The 25,053-nt window shown below is 73.9% G+C and carries 6 protein-coding genes; all 6 read left to right on the forward strand.

Annotation, left to right across the window (positions count from 1 at the left end; genetic code table 11):
* The first annotated feature begins 48 nt into the window (after positions 1-48).
* The 6 genes from ACSC1Q_RS01600 (at position 49) to ACSC1Q_RS01625 (ending at position 24,995) form a co-directional block, all read left to right on the forward strand.
* Positions 49-6,756 (forward strand): non-ribosomal peptide synthetase, encoded by a 6,708-nt coding sequence (locus tag ACSC1Q_RS01600; RefSeq protein WP_436756824.1) that lies wholly within the window; start codon positions 49-51, stop codon positions 6,754-6,756.
* Positions 6,757-9,897 carry a non-ribosomal peptide synthetase gene (locus ACSC1Q_RS01605; protein ID WP_436756825.1) on the forward strand — a complete coding sequence of 1,047 codons (3,141 nt, stop codon included), beginning with the start codon at positions 6,757-6,759 and terminating at the stop codon, positions 9,895-9,897.
* Between the two features lie 308 nt (positions 9,898-10,205).
* Positions 10,206-15,407: a non-ribosomal peptide synthetase gene (locus ACSC1Q_RS01610; protein ID WP_436756826.1), complete on the forward strand. Its 5,202-nt coding sequence runs from the start codon at positions 10,206-10,208 to the stop codon at positions 15,405-15,407.
* Positions 15,408-16,000: 593 nt separating this feature from the next.
* A complete protein-coding gene (locus tag ACSC1Q_RS01615; RefSeq protein WP_436756827.1) occupies positions 16,001-21,541 on the forward strand; it encodes a type I polyketide synthase in 5,541 nt (1,846 codons plus the stop codon).
* The gene (locus tag ACSC1Q_RS01620) at positions 21,538-21,747 is read left to right on the forward strand and encodes an MbtH family protein (protein WP_436756828.1); all 210 of its coding nucleotides are present in this window, start codon (positions 21,538-21,540) and stop codon (positions 21,745-21,747) included. Before ACSC1Q_RS01615 ends, ACSC1Q_RS01620 begins: the two co-directional genes overlap by 4 nt.
* A complete protein-coding gene (locus ACSC1Q_RS01625; protein ID WP_436756829.1) occupies positions 21,744-24,995 on the forward strand; it encodes a non-ribosomal peptide synthetase in 3,252 nt (1,083 codons plus the stop codon). The genes ACSC1Q_RS01620 and ACSC1Q_RS01625 overlap by 4 nt, the downstream gene beginning before the upstream one ends.
* Positions 24,996-25,053: the final 58 nt, after the last annotated feature.

A 25,053-nucleotide genomic window follows, 5' to 3' on the forward strand; every position in this document is an offset into this window, starting at 1 on the left:
CCCCGGCCGCGGAGCGCGTCTCAGCCCCCTGCCGAAAGTGAGACACGTGTGACGTCCTCGCCTGGCCAGTCCCTAAGCAGCACACAGCTTTCCGACGCCAAGCGAGCACTGCTGGAGAAACGGCTGCGCCGTCGCGTGCCGGATCCGGTGTTCACGATCCCCCGGCGACCGCCGGGACGGGACGCTCCGCTGTCGTTCGGGCAGGAGCGGCTGTGGTTCATGGACCAGTTCGCTCCCGGCACCGCCGCGTACACGATCCCGATGACGTTGCGGCTGACCGGGCCGCTGGACGTCGCGGCGCTGGAGCGGGCGATCGGGACGGTGGTCGCCAGGCACGAGAGCCTGCGGACGCGCTTCCCCGCCGACGAGGACGGGCGTCCGACGGCGGTGGTGGAGGAGCGGGTCGAGGTTCCGCTGGAGAGGGCGGAGGCGGACGGCGAACGGTCGGCGATACGGCTGGTGAGCGACGCGGCGGCGCTGCCGTTCGACCTGGCGCGGGGACCGCTGCTGCGGACGCTGCTGGTACGGGTGAGCGATGGGAACACCGGGGACACCGGGGACACCGGGGACGCAGAGGACGCAGAGGACGCCGGGAACACCGACGCCCGGGATGCCGAGGCGGCCGGGGACAGCGGGAACACCGGGGACAGCGGGAGCGCCGAGGATCACGTGTTGCTGGTGGCGCTGCACCACATCTGCGGTGACGGCTGGTCCACCGACATCCTCGCCGAGGAGCTGGGGGCCTGTTACGCGGGGACGGAGCTTCCCGAGCCGCCGGTGCAGTACGGCGACTACGCGCTGTGGCAGCGGGACCGGCCCGTCTCCGAGGCCGGTCTGTCGTACTGGCGCTCGCGGCTGGCCGGGGTGGTCCCGCTGGAGCTGCCCCTGGACGGGCGGCGCCGGGGCGAGCAGACGTTCGCGGGGGCCTCGCACGGTTTCGACATGGGACGGGACCTGCTGGAGGGGCTGACGCGGCTGGCGCGCGAGTCCGGCACGACCCTCTACATGGTGTTGCTGGCGGCGTACCAGGTGCTGCTGGGCCGGTACGCGCGCCAGGACGACTTCGCGGTCGGCTCCCCGGCGGGCGGGCGTCCCCGGCGGGAGCTGGAGGGCTCGATCGGCATGTTCGTGAACGTGCTGGCGATGCGCGCGGACCTGTCGGGCGACCCGGGGTTCCTGGAGTTACTGGAGCGGGTCAGGCGGACCACGACGGAGGCGTACGAGCACCAGGAGCTGCCGTTCGAGCAGCTGGTCGGCGAGCTGGGCATCGAGCGGGACGTGAGCAGGTCGCCGGTGTTCCAGGCGGTCTTCGCGCTGCAGAGTTACGGGCGCAGGGAGGGGACGCGCTGGAGCGGCCTGTCGGCGGAGCCGGTCCTGTTCGAGGCGAGGGCGACGCGTTTCGACCTGGAGCTGTTCCTGACCGAGCAGCCGGGCGGGATGGGCGGGCTGTTCGTCTACAACAGCGACCTGTTCGACGCGGCCACGGTCGAGGGGATGGCCGCGCAGCTGGAGACGCTGCTGCGGGCGGTGGTGGCGGCTCCGGCCGCGCGGATCTCGGAGCTGGACGTCCTTCCCGCCGGGGAGCGGGAGCGGGTGCTGGAGTGCGCGGCGGGTCCCGGCGAGCCGTACGCGGACGGGGCGACGCTGGGCGGGATGTTCGAGGCGCAGGTGGCGAGGACGCCCCGGGCGGTGGCGCTGGAGTTCGAGGACGAGCGGCTGACGTACGCGGAGCTGGAGGCGCGGGCCAACCGGCTGGCGCACCGGTTGCGGGGGCTGGGGGTGGGGCCGGGCGTCCTGGTGGCGGTGTGCGCGGAGCGGTCGGTCGAGCTGGTGGTGGCGTTGCTGGGGGTGGTGAAGGCCGGGGGGGCGTACGTGCCGCTGGATCCGGAGTACCCGCCGGAGCGGCTCGCGTTCATGCTGGCCGACGCGGCGGTGCCGGTGCTGCTGGCGCAGCGGGCGGTGCTCGGCGTGCTCCCCGAGGGCCTGCGGGGCGCGGACGCGGCCGGGGTGACGACGGTCGTGCTGGACGATCCGCTGGACGGGCCGGACACGCCGGTGGAGCCGTCGGCGACGCCGGCGGACGCGGCGTACATGATCTACACCTCCGGGTCGACGGGACGGCCCAAGGGGGTGCCCAACACGCACGGGGGCATCCGCAACCGGCTGGGCTGGATGCAGGGCGTCTACGGGCTGACCGGCGACGACGTGGTGGTGCAGAAGACCCCGGCGGGTTTCGACGTGTCGGTGTGGGAGTTCTTCTGGCCGCTGGTGACGGGCGCGCGGCTGGTGCTGGCCCGTCCCGGCGGGCACCGGGACGCGGCGTACCTGCGGGACCTGATCGTGGACCGGGGGGTGACGACGGCGCACTTCGTGCCGTCGATGCTGGCGGCGTTCCTGGAGGAGGAGGGCGTCGAGGCGTGCGGGTCGCTGCGCCGGGTGGTGTGCAGCGGCGAGGAGCTGACCGCGCACGTGGCCGAGCGGTTCTTCGGGCGGCTGCCGGGGACGGGGCTGTTCAACCTGTACGGGCCGACGGAGGCGGCGATCGACGTGAGCCTGTGGCGGTGCCGCCCGGGCGACGCGACGGTGCCGATCGGGCACCCGGTGCAGAACACCTCGCTGTACGTGCTGGACCGGCACCTGCGGCCGGTGCCCTTCGGGGTCCCCGGCGAGCTGCACATCGGCGGGGCGCAGGTGGCGACGGGCTACCACGCCAGGCCGGGCCTGACGGCGGAGCGGTTCGTGCCCGACCCGTTCGGGACGGCCGGGGCGCGCCTGTACCGGACGGGTGACCTGGTACGGCTCCGCCGCGACGGCGCGATCGAGTTCCTGGGGCGGATCGACCACCAGGTGAAGATCCGCGGGCAGCGGATCGAGCCGGGCGAGATCGAGGCGGTGCTGCGCGGGCTCGCGGGGGTGCGCGAGGCGGTGGTCACGGTGCGGGAGGACGGCGCGCCGGGCGACAGGCGGCTGGTCGCGTACGTGGTCCCCGCGGAGACAGGCACGGACAGGCTTGACGCGGCGGAGCTGCGGCGGGCATCGAAGGTGACGCTGCCCGACCACATGGTGCCGTCGGCGTTCGTGGTGCTGGACGCGCTGCCGCTGAGCCCGAACGGCAAGCTGGACCGTAGGGCGCTGCCCGCGCCGGAGCGGCGGAGCGCCGAGGCGGCCGGGCCCGGGGCCGAGCCCCGGACGCCGGTGGAGCGGGCGATCGCCGACATCTGGCGGGAGCTGCTGGGGGTGGAGTCGGTCGGCGCCGACGGCGACTTCTTCGAGCTGGGCGGTCACTCGCTGGTCGCGATCCAGGCGGTGGCGCGGATGCGCAAGGCGCTGCCGGTGGTCGGGGGGCGCGCGGTCGGGGTGATGGACCTGTTCAAGCACCCCACGGTGCGCGAGCTGGCGGCCCTGGTGGAGCGCCCCGCGGGCCCGGCGGGGCCGAGGAGCCTGCTGTACGAGCTGACCAGGCCGGGACCGGCGCTGATGACGTACGTGTGCGTCCCGTACGGCGGGGGCAGCCCGCTCATCTTCCAGCCGCTGGCCGACGCGCTGCCCGGCGGGTGCTCGCTGCACGCGCTGGCCTTCCCCGGGCACGACCCCGGGCTGCCGGACGAGGAGACCAGGCCGATCGACGAGGTCGCGGACCTGTGCGTGACCGAGATCCTGGAGAACGTCGAGGGCCCCCTCGCCCTGTACGGGCACTGCGGCATCGGCGGCGCGCTGGTGGTGGAGGTGGCGCGCCGCCTGGAGGAGCGGGGCCGCGCGCTGGAGGCGGTGTACATCGGGGCGATCTTCCCGTTCGCCAGGCCCCGGGGCCGGATCGCCGGGCCGCTGGCGCGGCTGACGCGCTACGACCGGCTGCGCGGGGACCGGGTGTACGAGAACCGGATGAAGTCGATGGGCACCGACATCTCGGGGCTGGACGACGAGCAGGTCCGGTTCATGGTGCGCAACCAGCGGCGCGACACCCTGATCGCGGAGGAGATCTTCACGCGGGTGCTGGCCGAGCACGTGGAGCGGATGCGGGCGCCGGTCATCTCGGTGGTGGGCGAGCAGGACCCGACGACCGACTACTACCAGGAGCGCTACCGGGAGTGGCACTTCCTGAGTGACACGACGGCGCTGGTGATCCTGGACGAGGCGGGCCACTATTTCCTGAAATATCGGGCTGCCGAGCTGTCGGAGATCCTCACCAACACGCACATCGCGATGGGGTACGGCGCGGCGGGCACGCTCGACCGGCCCTCCCGGGGCCCCGGCGCGGGCTGGTGGGTCGAGGAGGTCTCCGTCGTCTCCCCCGCCCCGGATCTCGCCCCGGGAGGGGGCGGTGCGAGAGGAGCCACCGGGAGCGGCCCGGGAAAAGCGGGCGCCCCCGGGAAGGCCAGAGATCCTGGTGAGGCCACGATTCCCAGGAGGACCGCGATTCCCGGGAAGGCGGGAGCCGGGATCAAGGCGCCGCCGCCCAGTCTGCGGCGGTTCCTGGTGGTGGCGGCGTTCCAGCTGGTGTCGATGGTGGGGACCGCGATCACGGACTTCGCGATCCCGGTGTGGATCTACCTGACCACCGGGTCGCTGGTGGACTTCGCCCTGTTCGTGGCGTTGTCGATCATGCCTGGAGTGGTGGTCGCGCCATTGGCCGGGGCGATCGTCGACCGGTCGAGCCGCCGCTCGATGATGATCCTCGGCAACTGCATGGCCGGTGGCACGCAGCTCGTCCTGGGCGCCCTGTTCTGGACGGACACGCTGCAGATCTGGCACATCTACCCGCTGACCGCGTGCCTGTCGATCGCGCTGATCTTCCAGCGGCTGGGCTTCACCACCGCGCTCCCCCAGCTCGTTCCCAAGGAGTACATGGGACACGCGGCCGGGGTGGTGCAGATGGTGATCGGCACCGCGCAGTTCGCGGCGCCGCTGGTGGCCGTCGCGCTGCTCTCCACGATCGGCCTGGGCGGCATCCTCGTGGTCGACGTGGCGAGCTTCGCGCTGGTGCTGGGCGCCCTGCTGCTGATCCGCTTCCCGGACACGATGGCGCACTCGCCCAGGGAGCCCCTGTCGAAGGAGATCAGGCAGGGGCTGCGGATGTCGATCGGCAACCGGCACCTGCGGGCGGCGATGATCTACTTCGCGACGCTCAACGTGATGCTCGCCGCGCTGCTGCTCTCGATAACCCCGCTGGTGCTGTCGTTCTCCACGCTGACCGTCGCCGGGCAGATCTCCTTCGTCGGCGGCCTGGGCGGGGCGGTGGGCGGCATGGTGATCGCGCTGTGGGGCGGGCCGAGACGGCGGCGGATGCGCGGGGTGATGCTGGCGACGCTGGGGCTGTCGGTGTTCGCGGTGATCACCGGGTTGCGGCCGACGGCGTGGGTGGTGGGGATCGGGGCGTTCGGCCTGTGGGGCTGCCTGTCTATCGTGAACGGCACCTTCCTGACGATCATCCACACGAAGGTGCCGCAGCGCTTCCACGGCCGCGTGCAGTCGCTCAACCAGATGGTGTCGTGGTCGACGCTGCCGGTCGGCATGGCGGTGGTGGCGCCGCTCGGCGAGCGGCTGCTCAACCCGCTGCTGGTCGAGGGCGGCGCGCTGGCGCCGACGGTGGGCGCGGTGATCGGCGTCGGCCCCGGCCGGGGCGTGGCGCTCATGTACATCGTGCTGGGCCTGGGCATCGCGGCGCACGTGCTGATCTCGATGCGCACGCGGGTGCTGTCGCGCTTCGACGACGAGATGCCCGACGCCCCGGCGGACGACCTGGTCGGGGCCCAGATCCTGCGGGAACGGGCGGGCAACCGGGTGAGCGTGTCCTGGACCGCCCCCGCGTTCGCCAAGGCGATCACGATGCCGCTGCCGCTGGAGCGCGCGAGGGCGGTGCTGCGCGTCCCGTACCCGGACGCGGAGGTGCGGGAGGTGGTGCTGCGGACCGGCGGGGAGATCAGCGCGGTGTACGAGGTGAGGTGCGCCGACCGCGAGCTCATCGTGAAGATCTACCCGGACGTGCTGGCGGCGCGGCTGCACAAGGAGGCGCGCGTCTACGAGCTGCTGCGCGGCAGCGGCGCCTCCTGTCCCGAGATGGTGCACTGGGACGTCTCGCGGCGCGACCTGCCGCACGCGTACGCGGTGATGACGAAGGTGCCGGGCCGCCCGCTGTCGGAGGTCTCCGGCGGGCTCGCGGCCGGGGAGGTCGCGGGCCTGTACCGGGAGATGGGCCGGACGCTGCGGGCGGTGCACGGGGTGCGGGTGGAGAGGTTCGGGCCGATCGACGGGCCGCAGGAGAGCTCCAACGAGGCGTACGTGGGCGGGCAGCTGGACCTGAGGCTGGCGCAGTTCACCGAGTTCGGCGGGGACGCGGGGCTGCACGCGGAGCTCTCCGCGCACGTCGCGCGCCACCGCCACCTGGTGGCGCGCTGTGACTCTCCCGTGCTGTGCCACAACGACTTCCACGAGCGCAACGTCATGGTCGCCGGGGAGGACGGGCCCGGAAGCCCGCTGCGGATGACCGGGGTGATCGACATGGAGAACGCGCTGGGCGGCGACCCGCTGATGGACCTGGCGCGGACCGACTACTTCGCGGTCAGGGGTGACGCGGAACGGCGGCGGTACCTGCTGGAGGGGTACGGCGACCTGCCGGACGACTGGGCCGAGCGCCTGGCCTTCTACCGGCTCTGCCACGCCCTGGAGCAGTGGCACTGGCTGGCCACCCTGGGCGAGACGGCCGCCCTGCCCGTGATCGCGGAACAGCTCCGCGAGTGCATGAAGGAGAAAGTGTAGATGGACGTCTTTCCCGCCTCGTTCGCCCAGGAGCGGATCTGGTTCCTGCACGAGCTGCTGCCGGACCTGCCCGTCTACAACATCCCCGTCCGCTCGGAGGCGACCGGTCTGCGGCCGGTCGACCCCGATCTGCTGGAGCGGGCACTGGGAGTGCTCGCGGGCAGGCACGAGTCGATGCGGACGGCGTTCGAGCTGCGCGACGAGCGGGTGGTGCAGACGATCGCGGAACGGGTGCCGGTCTCGGTGGCCAGGACCGACCTGTCCGAGCTGCCCCCCGAGGCGGCGGAGAAGGAGTTCGAGCGGGTCGCGGCCGAGGAGGCGCGCAAGCCGTTCCGGATGGACAGCGCCCCGCTCTGGCGGACGCGGCTGGTGACGCTGGGCGGCGGGATGGAGCGGCTGCTGCTGGTCCTGCACCACACGGTCTTCGACGCCTGGTCGGCCGGAATCCTGTGGCGGGAGCTGACCGAGGTCTACCGGGCGCTGCGCGAGGGCCGCGAGCCCGCGCTGCCCGAGCTCCCGATCCAGTACGCCGACTACGCGGTCTGGCAGCGCGACCGGCTGGGCGGCGGCGAGCTGGACGGCGACCTGGCCTACTGGCGGGAGCGGCTGCGCGGGAGCGTCCCGCTGGAGCTGCCGCCCGACCGGCCGCGCCCGGCGGAGATGAGCTACCGGGGCTCGGTGCTGGACTTCGCGGTGCCCGAGGAGCTGACCGACCGGGTGGCCGCGCTGGCGAGGCGGCGGGGCAGCACGCCGTTCACGGTGCTGCTCACGGCGTTCTCGGTGCTGCTGGCGCGCTGGAGCGGGCGGACCGACGTCGTGGTGGGCTCCCCCGTCGCCGGGCGGGAGCTGCCGGAGCTGGACGCGCTGATCGGCATGTTCGTCAACACGCTGCCGCTCCGTACCGACCTGGGCGGCGACCCGTCGTTCGGCGAGGCGCTGGACCGGGTCCGCACGACCGTGCTTGAGGCGTTCGACCACCAGAACGTGCCGTTCGCGAAGCTGGTGGAGGCGGTGAGCCCGCCCCGCGACCCCGGCAGGACGCCGCTGTTCCAGGTGGGGTTCAACCAGATCGCGGTGGACGGGCGCGGCCGGTACGGCAACGGCACCTCCAAGGCCGACCTCACCATGGAGCTGCACAACCCGGACGGCAGGATGGAGGGCTGGGTCGAGTACAGCACGGACCTGTTCGACGAGGACACGATCCGCCGCCTGGTGTCGGCGTACCTGACGCTGCTCGGCGCGGCCGTCGACGCCCCGGGGACGCCGATCTCCCGGCTGCCGCTGATGGACGGGCGGGAGCGGGCCCGGCTGCTCGCCTCCTGGCACGGCCCCGAGGCCTCCTACCCCGAACGCTGCCTGCACGAGCTGATCGCCGAACGGGCGGAGCTGACGCCGGACGCCCCGGCGGTCGTCTCCGCCGAGGGGACGCTCACCTACGGGCGGCTGGAGGAACGGGCGGGCGCGCTGGCCCGGCGGCTGCGCGAGCGCGGGGCGGGGGCCGAGACGCCGGTCGCGGTGTGCCTGCCGAGGAGCGCCGAGCTGATCGTGGCGCTGCTGGCGGTGCTGAAGACGGGCGGCTGCTACGTGCCGCTGGATCCGGAGTACCCGGCGGAGCGGCTGGGGTTCATGCTGGCCGACTCGGGCAGCCCGCTGCTGCTGACCCGCTCGACGCTGGTGGAACGGCTGCCGCCGGACCATCCCCCGGCGATCCTGCTGGACGCGCTGCCGATGAACGGGGCGTCCGGGTTCGTCCCGGGCCCGGTCTCCCCCGACTCCCCCGCGTATGTCATCTACACCTCGGGGTCGACGGGAGTGCCCAAGGGGGTGGTGGTGCCGCACCGCGGGGTGGTGAACCTGGTCACCGGGCTCGGGTTCACCGAGCGGGAGCGGATGCTGCTGCTGACCTCGCTGTCGTTCGACATCGCGGCGCTGGAGATCTTCGGCCCGCTCACGGCGGGCGGCACGGTGGTGCTGGCTCCCCCGTACGGCAACGGCGGGCTGGGCGAGCTGGTGGCGGAGGCGGGGGTGACGACGGTGCAGGCGCCGCCGTCGGTGCTGGAGGAGATCCTGGAGCGGCTGCCCGCCGGGCTGCCGCGCGTGTTCAGCGGCGGGGAGCCGCTCTCCGTGTCGCTGGCCGGGCGGATCCACCGGGTCGCCGGTGAGCTGTGGAACCTCTACGGGCCGACGGAGACGACGATCTGGTCGATGGCGCACCGGGTGCCGGAGGGCGCGGAGCCGATGTCGATCGGCATGCCGGTCGCGGGCACCACCGCGTACGTGCTGGACGAGGCGATGGAACCGGTGCCCGCCGGGGTCGCCGGGGAGCTGTTCCTGGGCGGTGACGGGGTCGCCCGCGGCTACCGGGGACGGCCGGGCCTGACGGCCGAGCGGTTCGTCCCCGACCCGTTCGGCCGGGGCGGCCGCCTCTACCGGACGGGCGACCTGGTCCGGCGGCTGCCTGACGGGACCCTGGAGTTCATCGGGCGCGCGGACGACCAGGTGAAGGTGCGGGGGGTGCGCATCGAGCTGGGCGAGGTGGAGGCGGCGCTGGCCGCGCACCCGGGCGTGCGCCGGGCGGTCGCCGCGGTCAGGGAGGACGCCCCCGGCGGCCGGGCACTGGTCGCGTACGTGGACACGGGCACGTCCCCAGAAACGGGAACGGAGACGACGGCCGGGGAGCTCCGGGCGTTCCTGGCGTCGCGGCTGCCCGCCACGATGGTGCCGAGCCTCTTCGTGCCGGTGCGGGACTTCCCCCGGCTGCCCAACGGCAAGCTCGACCGCGCCTCGCTGCCCTCCCCCGCCGCGGAGGAGGACCGGGCGGTGCCCGCCGGGCCGGTCACGGCGAGTGAGGAGCTGGTGCACGAGATCTGGTGCGAGGTGCTGGGCAGGAACGGCATCGGGATCGACGACGACTTCTTCGACGTCGGCGGGCACTCGCTGCTCGGCACGAAGGTCGTCGCCAGGATCTGCTCGGCGGTGGGTGTCGACCTGCCGCTCAACGCCCTGTTCACCACGCGTTCGGTCCGCGGGCTGGCGCTGGTGGTGGAGGAGTGTCTCGCCGCGGAGATCGACCGGCTCACGGACGAGGAGGCCGAGCGGATCGCCGAGGAGTACGACCGAAATGACAGCTCGGTGAACTAGGGCCGAAATTGGCATTTTGGACACTTGCTCTTGGTAGCCTCCGGCCACATTCGGTGTCCACAGAGTGAGACGACTTGCGACGCAGGGAAGCGGCAAGTCACCTTCCGTTCACGATATCGCCGCGAACTGCGGCGATATCGGAGCGTGAGAACGGCCGACGATCTTCCCGCGCGGCCGAAACCGGCATTCCGACACACGTTTAACTTTCAATCCTTGACTGCCGATGACGCAAATAATAGGAATGATCTGGCTTATCGCTTGTGAATACTTGACAGGGCATAAACCCTGTTTAGGGCTATGGGGGGTGAATGCTCGAAGCGATGCGGGGGGACTCGTCGTCCGCCTCGTTGCACGGTCCGTCGTCCGCTCCACCGGCGTCGCCGACGGCTCCCGCTCCCGCCGCCTGGACGGCCGGACCGTCCCACATCGCCCCGGACGCGCCGCTGTGCGATCTCGTCGCCGCCCAGGCGGCGCGGACGCCCTCCGCGCCGGCGATCCGCCAGTGGGGGACCGTCCTCACCTACCGCGAGCTGATCGGCGCCGCCACCGCGCTTGCGCTGCGGCTACGCGCCCTCGGGGTGGGTCCCGAGGACCGGGTCGGGCTCTGCGCCAGGCGCACGCCGCTGATGACCGTCGCCGTCCTCGGCATCATGATGTCGGGCGGCGCGTACGTCCCCCTCGACCCGGCGCACCCGCGCAGGCGGCTCGACGAGGTGCTCGACGACGCGGGCGTCGCGGTCGTCGTGGCCGACGGCCACGGCCGCATGCTGCTGGACGGGTGCGGGCGTCCCCTGGTCGAGCCGGAAACGAGCTCCGCGACCGGAACCGTGTCCGAAACCCACGCCGGAATCCACGCCGGGGCCGCCACCGGAATCTCGGCCGGAAACCTGACCGAAATCACGGCGGAGCACACCGGCGAGATCGTCGGCGGCCCCGCGCTGCCGGGGAACGCCGCCTACGTCCTTTACACGTCCGGATCGACCGGGCGGCCCAAGGGCGTGGTCGTGAGCCACGCCTCCGTGGTCGCGTTCGCCTCGGCCGCGGCGGCCCATTTCGGCCTGGACGGCACCTGCCGGTCGATCGCGTTCTCCGCGCTCGGGTTCGACGTCTCGGTGCTCGACATGCTCGCGCCGCTCACCGTGGGCGGCTGCGTGCAGCTGGTGCCGGACGAGGACAGGACCGACCCGGCCCGCCTGCAGCGGTTCCTGGAGGCGCACGACGTCACCTGGGGGTTCGTCCCGCCCGCCCTGCTGCCGCTGGTCGACCCGGCCCGGCTGCCGCGCCTGCGCGACCTGATCACGGCCGGCGAGCCGCCGGGCCCCGAGCAGGTGGCCCGCTGGTCGGCGCACACCCGCTTCCACAACTGGTACGGCCCCACGGAGACCACCGTCTGCGTGGTCGGCACCGAGCTGTCGGGGACCTGGGAGCGGTCGCTGCCGATCGGGCACCCCCTGCGCGGCTGCCACGCGCACGTCCTGGACGAGGACATGCGCGAGTGTCCCGTCGGCGTCCCCGGTGAGCTGTACATCGGCGGGCCGCAGGTGAGCCGCGGCTACCTGGGCCTGCCCGGCATGACGGCCGAGAGGTTCGTCCCCGACCCGTTCGGCGCCGTGTCCGGGGCGCGCCTCTACCGCACCGGCGACCACGTCGCCTGGCGGGAGGACGGCCGGATCGCCTTCATGGGACGGCTGGACCGGCAGGTGAAGATCCAGGGCCAACGGGTCGAGATCGGCGAGGTCGAGTCGGTGGTGCGGGCGCACCCCGAGGTGACGCAGGCCGTGGTCGACGCCCCCGGCGAGCTGGTCGCCTACGTCGCGCCGCTGGACGCGCCGGGGCTGGCGGCCCTGCGGGTGCACTGCGCCGGGCGGCTGCCGGTCTACATGCTGCCCACCCGCGTGGTGCGCGTTCCCTTCCTGCCGCTGAACGCCTCCGGCAAGGTCGACCTCGCCGCCCTGCGCGCCCTCCCCAGGGACGCCTCGGGGACTCCCGGGGACACGAACGGGAACGAGGACACGGCCGGAAACGGGAACGGGGCCTCGGGGCTGGCGGGGATCTGGGCGCGGGTGCTCGACGCCCCCGCACCCGGCCCCGACGACGACTTCTTCGAGCGCGGCGGGCACTCGCTGCGGGCGATGCGCATGGTGTCGGCCATCAGGGCGGAGCTCGGCCGGGACATCTCGGTCGAGGACGTCTACGCGGCCCGCACCTACGGCGCCCTCTCCTCCGGTGTCGAGAAGGCCCCCCCGCGGGACGCCTCGCCCTCGGAGAGCCCCCTGTCCGGCGAGCCCCCGTCGCTGTCGCCCGCGCAACGGCGCATGTGGTTCGTGGAGCGGCTCGCCCCCGACACCCCCGCGCACAACATCGCGATGGCCGAACGCGTGCGCGGCCCGCTGGACCACGGCGCGCTGCGAAGCGCCCTGGAGTCCGTGGTGGCCGGGCACGAGACGCTGCGCTGGCGGATCACCTCCCGCGACGGCGTGCCCCACGTGACGGTCGTCCCGCCCGGCGAGGTGCCCCTCCCGCTCGACGACCTCTCGGCGCTCCCCCGTCCCGAGGCCGCGCTGGAGACGGTGCTGCAGACGGAGGCGCGGACGCGGTTCGGCCTGGCGCGCGACCCGCTGCTGCGGGCCAGGCTGATCCGGCTGGCCGAGGACGACCACGTGCTCGCGGTGACCGCGCACCACATCGTCTTCGACGGCTGGTCCCAGGACGTCTTCCACCGGGACCTGAGCGCCGCCTACCGCGGCGCCCCCCGGGACCCGGCGGGCGCGTCGTTCGCCGATTACGCGCGCTGGTCGAGGGAGCGTACGGACGGCGACGGGGTCGACTGGTGGCGCGAGCACCTGAAGGACGCCCCCATGGTGCTCGACCTGCCCAGGGACACCCCCCGCCCACCTGTGCAAACTTTTTTTGGAGCGCTCCGAACAGCGGAGATTGACGGCGAGATCGGAGAACGTGTCAGGAGGCTCGCGGTCCGGCTGGGGGTCACCCCGTACCCGGTGCTGCTGGCCGCGTTCGCGCAGCTGCTCGCCAGGCTGTCCGGGCAGCGGGACCTGCTCGTCGGCACCCCGTACGCCGACCGGGGGCACGTCGCGTTCGAGTCGCTGATCGGCATGTGCGTGCGGATGCTGCCGCTGCGGCTGCGCCAGGACCCCGAGGCGTCGTTCGAGGAGCACGTGACCCGCTGCCGCGACGAGCTCGCCGAGGTCGTCTCGCACGGCGACGTGCCGCTGGAGCGCGTCGTGGAGGCGCTGCGCGTCCCGCGCGACCTGGGGCGCAACCCGGTGACGCAGGTGCTGTTCAACATGTACAACTTCGCCGAGCCCAAGCTGGACCTGCCGGGCTGCGTGACCGAGCCGCTGCCCGCCGGGCTGCCGGGCGCGCTGTTCGACCTGACGATGTACGTCAGCGAGCGCGGCGACGGTTACGCGCTGCAGCTCGTCTACAACCCCGACCTGTTCTCCGCCGCCAGGATGGACGCCCTGCTGGCCGGTTACGCGCACCTGCTGGGCGACCTGCTCGCCGACCCCGCCGGGGCGGCGGGCGGGGCCCGGCTGGCCCCGCAGGAACCGCCCGCCGCGCTGCCGGTCTGGGACGGTCCCGGGCCGCTGGACACCCTGCACGGCGACGTCGTGGTGGAGGGCGCGGGGCGGGTCCTCGGGCACGCGGAGCTCACCGCGCTGCGCCACCGCACGACCTCGGCGCTGCGCGCGGCCGGGGTGGAGCCAGGCCAGGCGGTCGCGGTGCTCGCCGCGCGGGTCCCCGAGCTTCCCGGCCTGCTGCTGGGGGTGCTCGCCACCGGGGCCCGCTGGGTGATCCTCGACCCTGCGCACCCGGCGCCGGTGCTGGCCCGCCAGGCCGCCGCCGCCGGGGCCGTGGCGGCGCTGCGCTGCCCGGGCGCGCCCCCGCTGGCGGGCCTCCCGGAGATCGCGCTCCCGGAGACCGTGCTGCCGGAGACCAAACCGTCGGAGACCGTGCCTTCCGGGGCCGAATCGCGGGGGGCCGAATCGCGGGGGGCCGGTCGCCGGGAGATCGGGCCGGCCGTTGACGGGGAAGCCGGTGACGGGGGGCCTCGGACGGCCGTGGCGAGGCCGGAGGAGAACGACGGCGGGCCGCCGTCGTGGGAGCCGCGTCCGGAGCGGGGTTACCTGTCGCTCACCTCGGGGACCACCGGCGACCCCAAGCCGGTGGTGACCGGTGAGGGGCCGCTCGCGCACTTCGTCGCCTGGTACGCGGCGACCTTCGCGGTGACCCCGGCGGACCGCTTCGCCCTGCTGTCGGGCCTGGCGCACGACCCCGCGCTGCGCGACGTGTTCGTGCCGCTCGCCACCGGCGCCCGGCTGTGCGTGCCGGAACGGGAACTGCTCCGCGACCCCGTCCGGCTCGTCGCGTGGCTGCGCGAGCACCGCGTCACCGTACTGCACCTGACCCCGCAGCTGGCCAGGATGCTCTGCGGGACCGGCGCGGCGCTGCCCGGGGTCCGGCTGGTCGCGACCGGCGGCGACCGGCTCACCCACGCCGACGCCGCGCGGCTGCGCCGCCTGGTACCGGCCGCCCGGCTGGTGGCCTTCTACGGCACCACCGAGACCCCGCAGGCCCACGCCTGGCACGAGATCCCCGCCGGGGTGCGCGAGAGCGCGGAACCCGTCCCCGCGGGGCGCGGCATCGAGGGCAGCGAGCTGGTCGTGGTCGGCGGGCACGGCGGCCGGGCGGGGGTGGGCGAGCTGGGCGAGGTGGTCGTGCGCAGCGCCAACCTGGCGACCGGCTATCTCGACGCCGGGCTCACCCGGCTCCGCTTCACCGGGGACGCCTTCGCCACCGGCGACCTCGGCCGCCTCAACCCCGACGGGACGGTGACGATCGCCGGGCGTCGCGACGACCAGGTGAAGATCCGTGGCTTCCGGGTGGAGCTCGGGGAGGTGGAGGCGGCGCTGTCCGCCCACCCCGAGGTCCGCGCCGCCGCCGCGGTGGCCGACCGGGACGAGCGGCGCGAGACGGTGCTGCACGCCTACGCGGTACCCCGCAGACCCGGCCTGGCCGCGCCCCGGCTGCTCGACCACCTGCGCGCGGTGCTGCCCGAGCACGCGGTGCCCGCCGAGGTGATCGTGGTCCCCGCGCTGCCGCTCACCCCCAACGGCAAGGTCGACCGCGCCGCGCTGCGCCCGCCCGTGTCCCGGCCCGGGGGCGAGGCGGGCAGTGAGGTGTCCGGCCCGACCGAGCGGGCCGTGGCCGAGGTGTGGCGGGCCGTGCTCGGCGTGCCCCGGGTGGGCGCGGCCGACAACTTCTTCGAGATCGGCGGCCACTCGCTGGCGATCGCCGCCGTCCAGGCCCGCCTGGGCTCGGCCCTCGGCAGGGACATCCCGATCGTGGACCTGTTCCGCCATCCGACCATCCGCGCGCTGGCCGCGCACCTCGACGGTGGAGGTCCGGCTCCCGGCCTCGACCGCGCCGCACGGCGGCTCGCCGTGCGGCGAGACCGCCTCAAGGACCGCTCAAGGAAGCCGAGCTGACAACCGCACGATCACCCGCACCCGAAGCCGGGCCCAGACCCGGCCCCCCTCCCGAACCCGCCCCCGACCCCGTATCCGAACCCGGACCCGAGACCGGACCCGGCCCCGCAGCCGAATCCGAGCCGGACCCCGCACCCGAACTCGAACCCGCACCCGAGACCGGAATCGGCCCCGCAGCCGAATTCGAGCCGGACCCACGACCCGAGACCGGACCTGGCCCCGCAGCCGAATCCGAGCCGGGTCCCTTAGCCGACCTCGTTCCCGAAGTACCCGAAGTACCCGAAGTACCTGGAACACCCGAGGTGCTCGAAGCACCAGAGGTGCTCGAAGCACCGGAAGCACCCGAACCGACCTCCGTCCCTCCCCCGGTCCTCGCGGCCGGGCCGCCCCCCGCCCACCCCCGGGCATCCGAGACCGCACCGGCGACCGCACGACCCTCCGGAGCGCGAGCCCGGCCGGTGACCCACCCGATGACCGAGCCGGCGATCGAGTCGCCACCCGCACGACCATCCGCACCGGAAACCGCGTTGACACCCGTCCAACCCCCCGCACCGGCGCCGACCGCGCCCGGCATGGAAGAAAGGGACCCCCGCATGGCCGAGGAGCCCACAGTCGAACCGATCGCGATCATCGGCCTGTCGTGCCGGGTGCCGGGTGCCGAGGACGCCAAACAGTTCTGGCGCAACCTCGCCGACGGAGTCGAGTCGCTGACGCACTTCACCCGCGAGGAACAGCGGGCGCTCGGCGTGCCCGACCACATCCTCGACGACCCGGACTTCGTACCGGCCGCGATGATGCTCGACGACCACCAGGGGTTCGACGCCGCGTTCTTCGGCATGTCGATCAGGGAGGCGGAGATCCGGGACCCGCAGCACCGGCTCTTCCTCGAACTGTCGCACACGGCCCTGGAGGACGCGGGCTACGACTCGTTCAGGTATCCGGGCGAGATCGGCGTCTACGCCGGTTCCGGCTCGGACTTCTACCAGTGGATCAACATCAGGAGCAACGCGCAGGCCCACGCGAACGCGGGCTGGCTCGCCGTCATGGTCGGCAACCACGTCGACTACTGCGCCACGCTGTCGTCGTACAAGCTGGACCTGCGCGGCCCGAGCTACACCCTGCACACCGCGTGCTCGACCGCGCTGGTCGCGATCCACGTCGCCGCCGAGGCGCTGCGCAACGGCGAGTGCGACATGGCCCTGGCCGGCAGCGCGATGCTCGACCTGCCGCAGGGCCAGGGCTACGTGTACGACGAGGACGGCATCGTCTCCCCCGACGGCCACTGCCGGGCCTTCGACGCCAAGGCGGCCGGGACGATCTGGGGCAGTGGCGGCGGCGTGATCGTGCTGAAGCGGCTGTCGGAGGCGATCGAGGACGGCGACAACGTCCGGGCGGTCATCCTCGGCAACGCGATCAACAACGACGGCGCGAGCAAGGTCGGCTTCTCCGCGCCCAGCATGGACGGCCAGGCCGCGGTGATCGCCCAGGCGCTCGGCGTGGGCGGGGTCGACCCGCGCACGGTCACCTACGTCGAGGCGCACGGCACGGGCACCGCGCTGGGCGACCCGATCGAGGTCGCGGCGCTGAGCAACGTGTTCCTCCAGGACACCGACGACACCCAGTGGTGCGGCATCGGCTCGGTCAAGAGCAACATCGGCCACCTGGGCCAGTCGGCGGGCATCGCGAGCATCATCAAGGCGGTGCTGGCCCTGGAGAACGGGCTCATCCCGGCGACGCTGCACTACGAGAGCCCCAACCCGAAGATCGACTTCGCGCGGAGCCCGTTCTACGTGACGGGGACGCCGACCAAGTGGGAGCGCAACGGCTTCCCCCGGCGGGCGGGCGTCAGCTCGTTCGGCATCGGCGGCACCAACGCGCACATCGTGCTGGAGGAGGCTCCGGTGCCGTCCCGCCAGGAGCGCGAGGGGCGCGAGCCCCGCCCGGCGCACCTGCTGCGGCTGTCGGGCAGGACCGACACCGCGCTGGCCGCCGCCGCCGAGCGCCTGGCCGCGCACCTGGAGGCCCACCCCGACACCGACCTGTCCGACGTCGCCCACACGCTGCGCGTGGGGCGCAGGGAGCTGTCGCGCAGGAGCGCGGTGACGGCCTCCGGCGTCGCCGACGCGGTCGCCGCGCTCCGCGACCCCAAGCGGACGATCTCCGGCGCCGCCTCCCGGCGCACCCCGCGCGCGGCGTTCCTGTTCTCCGGGCAGGGCTCGCAGTACGCGGGCATGGGCGCCGAGCTGTACCGCGCCGAGGCGGTCTTCAGGGACGCGGTCGACGAGTGCGCCGAGATCCTGCGGCCGGTGCTGGGCGAGGACCTGCGTGAGCTGATCTTCGCGACCAGCGAGGAGGCGGGCGAGCGGCTGCGGCAGACGGCGCTGACCCAGCCCGCCCTGTTCACCGTGGAGTACGCCCTGGCCGAGCTCTGGCGCTCGCTGGGCGTCGAGCCCGCCGGGATGATCGGCCACAGCATCGGCGAGTACGTCGCGGCGACCGTGGCCGGGGTCTTCACCCTGCCGGACGCGCTGCGGCTGGTGGCCGCGAGGGGCCGCCTGATCCAGGGCATGCCCGCCGGGGCGATGCTCGCCGTGCAGCTCGCGCCGGACGAGATCGGGCCGCTGCTGCCCGACGGCGTGTCGGTGGCGACCGTCAACGGCCCCGGCACGTGCGTGGTGGCCGGTCCCCCGGCCTCGATCGCCGAGCTGGCGGCCCTGCTGGAGGAGGAGGGCGTCGGCAGGATGGAGCTGCGCACCTCGCACGCCTTCCACTCCTCGATGCTGGACCCGATCCTGGGCGAGTTCCACGCGCTGGTCGCCGGTGTCGAGCGGTCGGCGCCGAGCCTGCCGTTCCTGTCGAACGTGACCGGCACCTGGATCACCGCGGACGAGGCGACGGACCCGTCGTACTGGGCGCGGCACATGCGCGAGCCGGTGCTGTTCGGCGACTGCGTGGCGACCCTGCTCGCCGACGGCGACTGGATCATGATCGAGTGCGGCCCCGGCAAGCAGCTCGCCGGGCTGGCCAGGGCGCAGACCCCGCCGGGCGCGGTCGCGCCGCTGCCCTCGCTGCCCGGCCCCAAGGACACCGCCGGCGACGTGGCGGTGCTCTCGGCGGCGTACGGCACCCTGTGGGTGAACGGCGTCGCGCTGGAGGCGTTCGGCGAGGAGGGGCACCGGGTCTCGCTGCCGACCTACCCGTGGGAGCGCCAGCGCGCCTGGATCGACCCCGACCCGAACGGGGCGTTCGTCGGCGGCGTGGCCAACCCCGCGCCGGTCGAGGACGACCTGCCGTTCGACCGCTGGTTCAGCGTGCCGGTGTGGCGGCAGGTCCCGCCGGGACCGGCGCCGCTGTCGCCGGTCACCCGGGCCCTGGTGTTCGCCGACGACGGCTCGGCCGGGCTGGTGGACGCGCTGCGCGCGACGGGGGCCGAGGTGATCGAGGTACGGCCCGGCGACGGGTTCTCCCCGGGGAACGCGGAGGGCTCAGGCGGCGTCCACACCGTGCGTCCCGCCGAGCGCGCCGACTACGACGCGCTGCTGTCGGCCGTGGGCGAGGTGCCGGGGCGGGTGGTCCACGCGTGGACCGTCGGCGGTGAGCCCGCCGCCGGGACCGACGAGACCTGGAAGGCACAGGACCGCGGCTTCTTCAGCGTGCTCGCCCTGGTGCAGGCGCTGACCTCGGCGCAGCCCGCCGGCGGGGTGGAGCTGACGCTGCTCACCTCGGGGGCCCAGGACGTCACCGGCGGCGACCTGGTCCGCCCGGAGCACGCGACCCTCGCCGGGTTCCCCCGGGTGGTGCCGCTGGAGACTCCGTGGCTGCGGGTGCGCCACGTCGACGTCGAGGGACGCGACTGGGTGAGGCACGCCGCCGCGGAGCTGGGCAGGAGCCCCGAGCCGGACGAGGCGGGGCTGCTGCCCACCGTGAGCGTCAGGGGCGGCCGCCGCTGGCTGCAGCACTACGAGCAGCTGGAGGTGCCCGCGGCCTCCTCGGAGACGGCCGGGGCGATCGGGACGGGTCCCCGCGACGGGCAGGTCCACCTGATCACCGGCGGCCTGGGCGGCATCGGCATCTCGCTCGCCGAGGACCTGGCCGCGCGGGCCGGGGCGCGGCTCGTCCTGCTGTCCAGGACCGGGCTGCCGGACCGGGCGGAGTGGGACGCGCACGAGGCCGGTCGCGCGGGCCGGGCGATCGCCGCGATCCGCAGGATGGAGGAGGCCGGGGCCGAGGTCCTGGCCCTCGCCGCCGACGTCACCTCCCCCGCCGACATGCGCCGGGTGCGGGAGGAGACGATCGCCCGGTTCGGCCGGGTGGACGTGATCGTGCACGCCGCGGGCCTGCCCGGCGGCGGCATGGCCGAGATCAAGGAGCGGGCCGCCGCCGAGGAGGTGCTGGCGCCCAAGGTGGTCGGCACGCTCGCGCTGCGCGAGGCGTTCGGCGACCTCGACCTGGAGGCCGTGGTGCTCTGCTCGTCGATCACCGCGGTCGCGGGCGGCTTCGGCCAGGTCGACTACTGCGCGGCCAACAACTTCCTCGACGCGCACGCCAGGGGCGAGCACGGCTGGGGCGCGGCCACGGTCGTCTCCGCCAACTGGGGCAAGTGGCTGGAGGTCGGCATGGCGGCCGAGGTCGCCGCGCCCGCCGGGTTCGTGGCGCTGCAGCGCGGCGACCGGATCAGGGCCGTCGACCACCCGGTGCTGTCGGCCTGGCACGAGGCCGACGGCGAGGGGCTCGGCTGGGCCGGGGGCAGCCTCTCCCCCGACACCCACTGGGCGCTCGGCGGGCACCGCATCTCCGGGGTGCCGGTGCTGCCGGGCACCGGCCACCTGGAGCTGGCCCGCTGCGCGAGCGACGTGGTCCTGCCGGGGCCCGGCGCCGTCGAGCTGCGCGACGTGGTGTTCGTCGAGCCGCTGTCGGTGGCCGACGGCGCCTCCGCGGAGGTACGGGTGACGTTCAGCACCGAGGCGGACGGCGCGGACTTCCAGGTGCGCAGCGTCATCGGCGGCGAGCAGCGCACCCACGCGCGCGGCACCGCGGCCAAGGTCGATCCCGGGCCCGCCGGGAAGGCCGACGTGGCGGCGATCGTCGAGCGCTGCGCCCCGGCGTCCGAGGAGCAGGGCGGCGTGCCGCTGTCCGGGCTGCTCACGCTCGGCCCCCACTGGGGTCACATGAGCAAGTGGTACATCGGCCAGAACGAGGCCCTGGGCCTGTTCGAGCTGCCCGAGGAGCTGTCGGAGGACCTGGACGGCTGGGGCCTGCACCCGGCGCTGCTGGACAGCGCCACCTCCTTCACCTGGATCGACGTCGTCGGCCACTACCTGCCGCTCGGCTACGGCCGCATCACCGTCAGGGACCGGCTGCCCGGCAGGTTCTGGAGCCACATGCGCTTCCGCGACAGCGGCACCGACGAGGTGCTGGCGGTCGACGTGACGCTCATCGACTCCGACGGCGTGATCGTCACCGAGATCTCCGACTACGTGCTGCGCCGCATCAACACCGACGCCGTGGTGGCCGGGGTGACGGCCGACGCCGGGGCCCAGAAGGCGGGCACGGTCACCGTCCCCGACCAGGGCGGCCAGGTCGCGACGACCGCCGGAGGCCCCGACGCGGTCGGCATCCGCCCCGCCGAGGGCGCCGAGGCGTTCCACCGGCTGCTGGCCACCCCCCTCGGCGCGCAGGTGGTGATCGCCGCGACCCCGGTCGCCGCCTACCTGGCCGGTGTCGGGTCGGTCACCCAGGAAACGGTCGAGACGGAGCTGGACCCGGCCGCCGTGTCGGACCGTCCCCGTCCCGGCGGCGCGGCGTCCGACGACTACGTGGCGCCGCGCGGCGATGTCGAGACCGCCATCGCCCGGCTGTGGAGCGAGGTGCTCGGCGGCGAGCGCATCGGCGTCGACGACGACTTCTTCGAGCTCGGCGGCAACTCGCTGATCGCCGTGCAGCTCATCGCCCTGATCCGCAAGGAGCTGGGCGTGCGGCTGCCGATGCGCAGCCTCTTCGAGGAGCCCACGGTGGCCGGGGTCACCGCGCTGATCGAGCAGGCACGCGCGGCCGCGCCGGCGGCGGCCGAGACCGCTCCGGCCGCGAGCCAGACCATGATTCCCCGTCTCCCCCGCAGGAGTGAGCAGCAGTGACCGAATCCGTTCCCGACACCAAGGTCGTCCTCAACGACGAGGAGCAGTACTCCATCTGGCCCTCGGGCCGCGACAATCCGGACGGCTGGCACGACGCCGGCTTCACCGGCAGCAAGGACGAGTGCCTGGCCCACATCGAGCAGGTCTGGACCGACATGCGTCCGCGCAGCCTGCGCGAGGCGATGAAAGCGGGAGACGCGGGATGACCGACCAGGTGGTGGACGTCTTCCCGTCCTCCTCCGGGCAGGAGCGGATGTGGTTCCTCGCCCGCTTCGAGCCCGAGCTCGCCGTCTACAACATCGGCATGCTCATGCCGATGAGCGCCCGCCAGCCGGTCGACCCGCGCCGGCTGGAGGCCGCCGTCGCCCAGGTGGTACGCCGCCACGAGGTGCTGCGCACCGTCTTCGACTTCAGGGACGGCCAGGTGGTGCAGATCGTCAGCGGCGCCGTCCCCCCGGTGCGGCTCACCGAGACCGACCTCACCCACCTGCCCGGCGGCGAGCGTGAGGCCGAGCTCGCCCGGCTGGCCAGGTCGGACTCGGTCACGCCGTTCGTGCTGGACCAGGCGCCGCTGTGGCGGCTGCGGCAGGTGCGGATGGCCGGCGACGACCTGCGGCTGATCTGCGTGTTCGACCACACCGTGTTCGACGGCGTCTCCAGCCACGTCTTCGTCAATGAGCTGGAGGAGTGCTACGACGCCATCGGCGAGGGCCGCGAGCCCAAGCTGGCGGAGCTGCCCATCCAGTTCGCCGACTTCGCCGTCTGGCAGCGGAACCGGCTGACCGGGACCTTCGTCGAGGAGGAGCTGGCGCACTGGCGGAAGGGGCTGGCCGGGATCCCGGCCGACCTCGCCCTGCCCGCCGACCGGCCGCGCCCGCGCAGCCGCTCCTACCGGGGCGAGATGCGGCTGGGCGCGTTCTCCCCGGAGGTGTCGTCCGGGATCGAGCGCCTGGCCAAGGACCTGAACTCGACGCTGTTCACGGTCATGCTCACCGGGTTCGCGACCGTGCTGGCCCGCTGGTCGGGGCAGTACGACGTCGTGGTGGGCACCCCCATCGCGGGGCGGCTGCTGCCGGAGACCGAACCCGTCATCGGCATGTTCGTCAACGCCGTGGCGCTGCGCGCCGACCTGACCGGCGACCCGACGTTCGCCGAGGCGGCCGGGCGGGTGCGCACCACGGTCGCCGAGGCCCTGGACCACCAGGAGCTGCCGTTCGAGCGGCTGGTGGAGGCGCTGCAGCCGACCAGGGACCTGAGCGTGCCGCCGATCTACCAGGTGATGTTCAACCTGGCCGCCGACACCAACGAGGGCCAGATCGCCAACGGCACCGCCAAGGTGGACCTGCAGCTGGACCTCAACATGCGCGGGGGGCGGCTGCACACCCGGCTGGAGTACAGCACCGACCTGTTCGACCGGGCCACGATCGAGCGGTTCGGCGCCTGCCTGGAGACGCTGGTCGAGGCCGCGGTCGCCGCCCCGGGGACGCCGATCTCCCGGCTGCCGCTGCTCACCCCCGAGGAGCGGGACCACGTCCTCGCGCTGGGCACCGGCGAGGAGCCCTCCGACGTGCGGGACACCGGGGCCGGTACGACGCCGACCCCGCCGACCCCGCCGACCTCGCTCACCTCGCTCACCTCGCTCGTCGAGGCCCAGGTGGCGCGGACGCCGGACGCGGCGGCCGTGGTCACCGGCGACACCACGCTGACGTACGCCGAGCTGGACGAGCGCGCCGGCGCGCTGGCCCGCTGGCTGCGCGGGATCGGGGTCAGGCGGGGCAGCCCGGTGGCAGTGTGCGCCGAGCGGTCGGCCGAGCTGGTCGTCGGCCTGCTCGCGGTGCTCAAGGCGGGCGGGGCGTACGTCCCCCTCGACCCGGAGTACCCGCCGTCGCGGCTGGCGTTCATGCTGGCCGACAGCGGGGCCCGGGTGATGCTGACCCAGCGTCACCTGCGCGACCTGCTCCCCGAGGGGGCCGTCAAACCGGTGCTGCTGGACGCGCCCGACACCTGGGGACCGCAGCCCTCAGGAACGGCGCTTCCGGTGACCGGCCCCGGCGACGCCGCGTACGTGATCTACACCTCGGGTTCGACCGGGCGTCCCAAGGGCGTCGTCAACACTCACGGGGCCATCGTCAACCGGCTCGCCTGGATGCAGGACCGGTTCGGCCTCACCCCGGAAGAGGCGGTCCTGCAGAAGACCCCGACGAGCTTCGACGTGTCGGTGTGGGAGTTCTTCTGGCCGCTGGTCACCGGGGCGTCCCTGGTGCCGGTCCGGCCGGGCGGGCACCGCGACCCCAACCACCAGCGCGACCTGATCAAGGCGCACTCGGTGAGCACCGCGCACTTCGTCCCCTCGATGCTGGCCATGTTCCTGGAGGAGACCGGCATCGAGTCGTGCCGCTCGCTGAAGCGGGTGATCTGCAGCGGCGAGGAGCTGCCGCCGCGCCTGGCCGCCCGCTTCTTCGAACGGCTGCCCGGGGTGGAGCTGCACAACCTGTACGGGCCGACGGAGGCGGCGGTCGACGTGACCGCCTGGCGGGTGGAGCCCGAGGGGGTGGACGCGCGGCACACGCTGCCCATCGGCCCGCCGATGCCGGGCAACCGCCTGCACGTCCTGGACGACCTGCTCCGGCCGCTGCCGGTCGGCGTACCCGGGCACCTGCACATCGGCGGGGTCCAGGTGGCGCGCGGCTACGCGGGCCGTCCCGGCCTCACGGCCGAGCGGTTCGTGCCCGACCCGTACGGGCCGCCCGGCTCGCGGCTGTACGCGACCGGCGACCTGGCCAGGGTCCGCGCCGACGGGGACATCGAGTTCCTGGGACGGCTCGACGACCAGGTGAAGGTGCACGGCTGGCGGGTCGAGCTCGGCGAGATCGAGGCCGTGATCGCCGAGCACCCCAAGGTGCGCCAGGCGGTCGTGGCGCTGCGCGACGACGCCCCCGGCGGACGCGGGCTGGTCGGCTACGTCGACTGGTCGGGAGAGCCCTCGGCGCTCACCGCGGAGCTGCGCAGGACGCTCGCCAGGAAACTACCCGCCGCGCTCATCCCGCAGGCGTTCGTCGGGATCGGCACCGTCCCGCTCGGCCCGAGCGGCAAGCTCGACCGGGGGGCGCTGCCCGCGCCGGCCGGTTCTGGCCGGGGTGACCTCGGCACGCCGTACACGGAGCCGCGCACCCCGCTGGAGACCGAGCTGTGCGCCCTGTGGAGCGAGCTGCTCGGCAGGGAGCGCATCGGCGTCGAGGACGACTTCTTCCAGCTCGGCGGCCACTCGCTGCTGGCGGTGCTGCTGGTCACCCGCTACCGGGAGGCGTACGGCGTGGAGATGCCGCTGCGGCGGTGCTTCGAGATCACCACGGTGACCGAGCACGCCCTCGCCGTACTGGAGCTGCAGCTCGGGGACGACGACGAGGAGCTGGCGGCGCTGCTCGCGGCGCTGGAGGACCCCGACGATGAGTGACCTGAGGGCGAAAGAGGCACTGGCGGCGCTGCTCGCGGCGCTGGAGGACCGACGATGA

The organism is Streptosporangium heterodermiicola, from assembly GCF_051390675.1.
Classification (GTDB): Bacteria; Actinomycetota; Actinomycetes; order Streptosporangiales; family Streptosporangiaceae; genus Streptosporangium.

Bases quoted from the DNA above. Each gene is read 5' to 3' on its own strand.
- ACSC1Q_RS01605 (WP_436756825.1), top strand. From the start codon at position 6,757: ATGGACGTCTTTCCCGCCTCGTTCGCCCAGGAGCGGATCTGGTTCCTG.
- ACSC1Q_RS01610 (WP_436756826.1), top strand. From the start codon at position 10,206: ATGCTCGAAGCGATGCGGGGGGACTCGTCGTCCGCCTCGTTGCACGGT.
- ACSC1Q_RS01615 (WP_436756827.1), top strand. From the start codon at position 16,001: ATGGCCGAGGAGCCCACAGTCGAACCGATCGCGATCATCGGCCTGTCG.
- ACSC1Q_RS01625 (WP_436756829.1), top strand. From the start codon at position 21,744: ATGACCGACCAGGTGGTGGACGTCTTCCCGTCCTCCTCCGGGCAGGAG.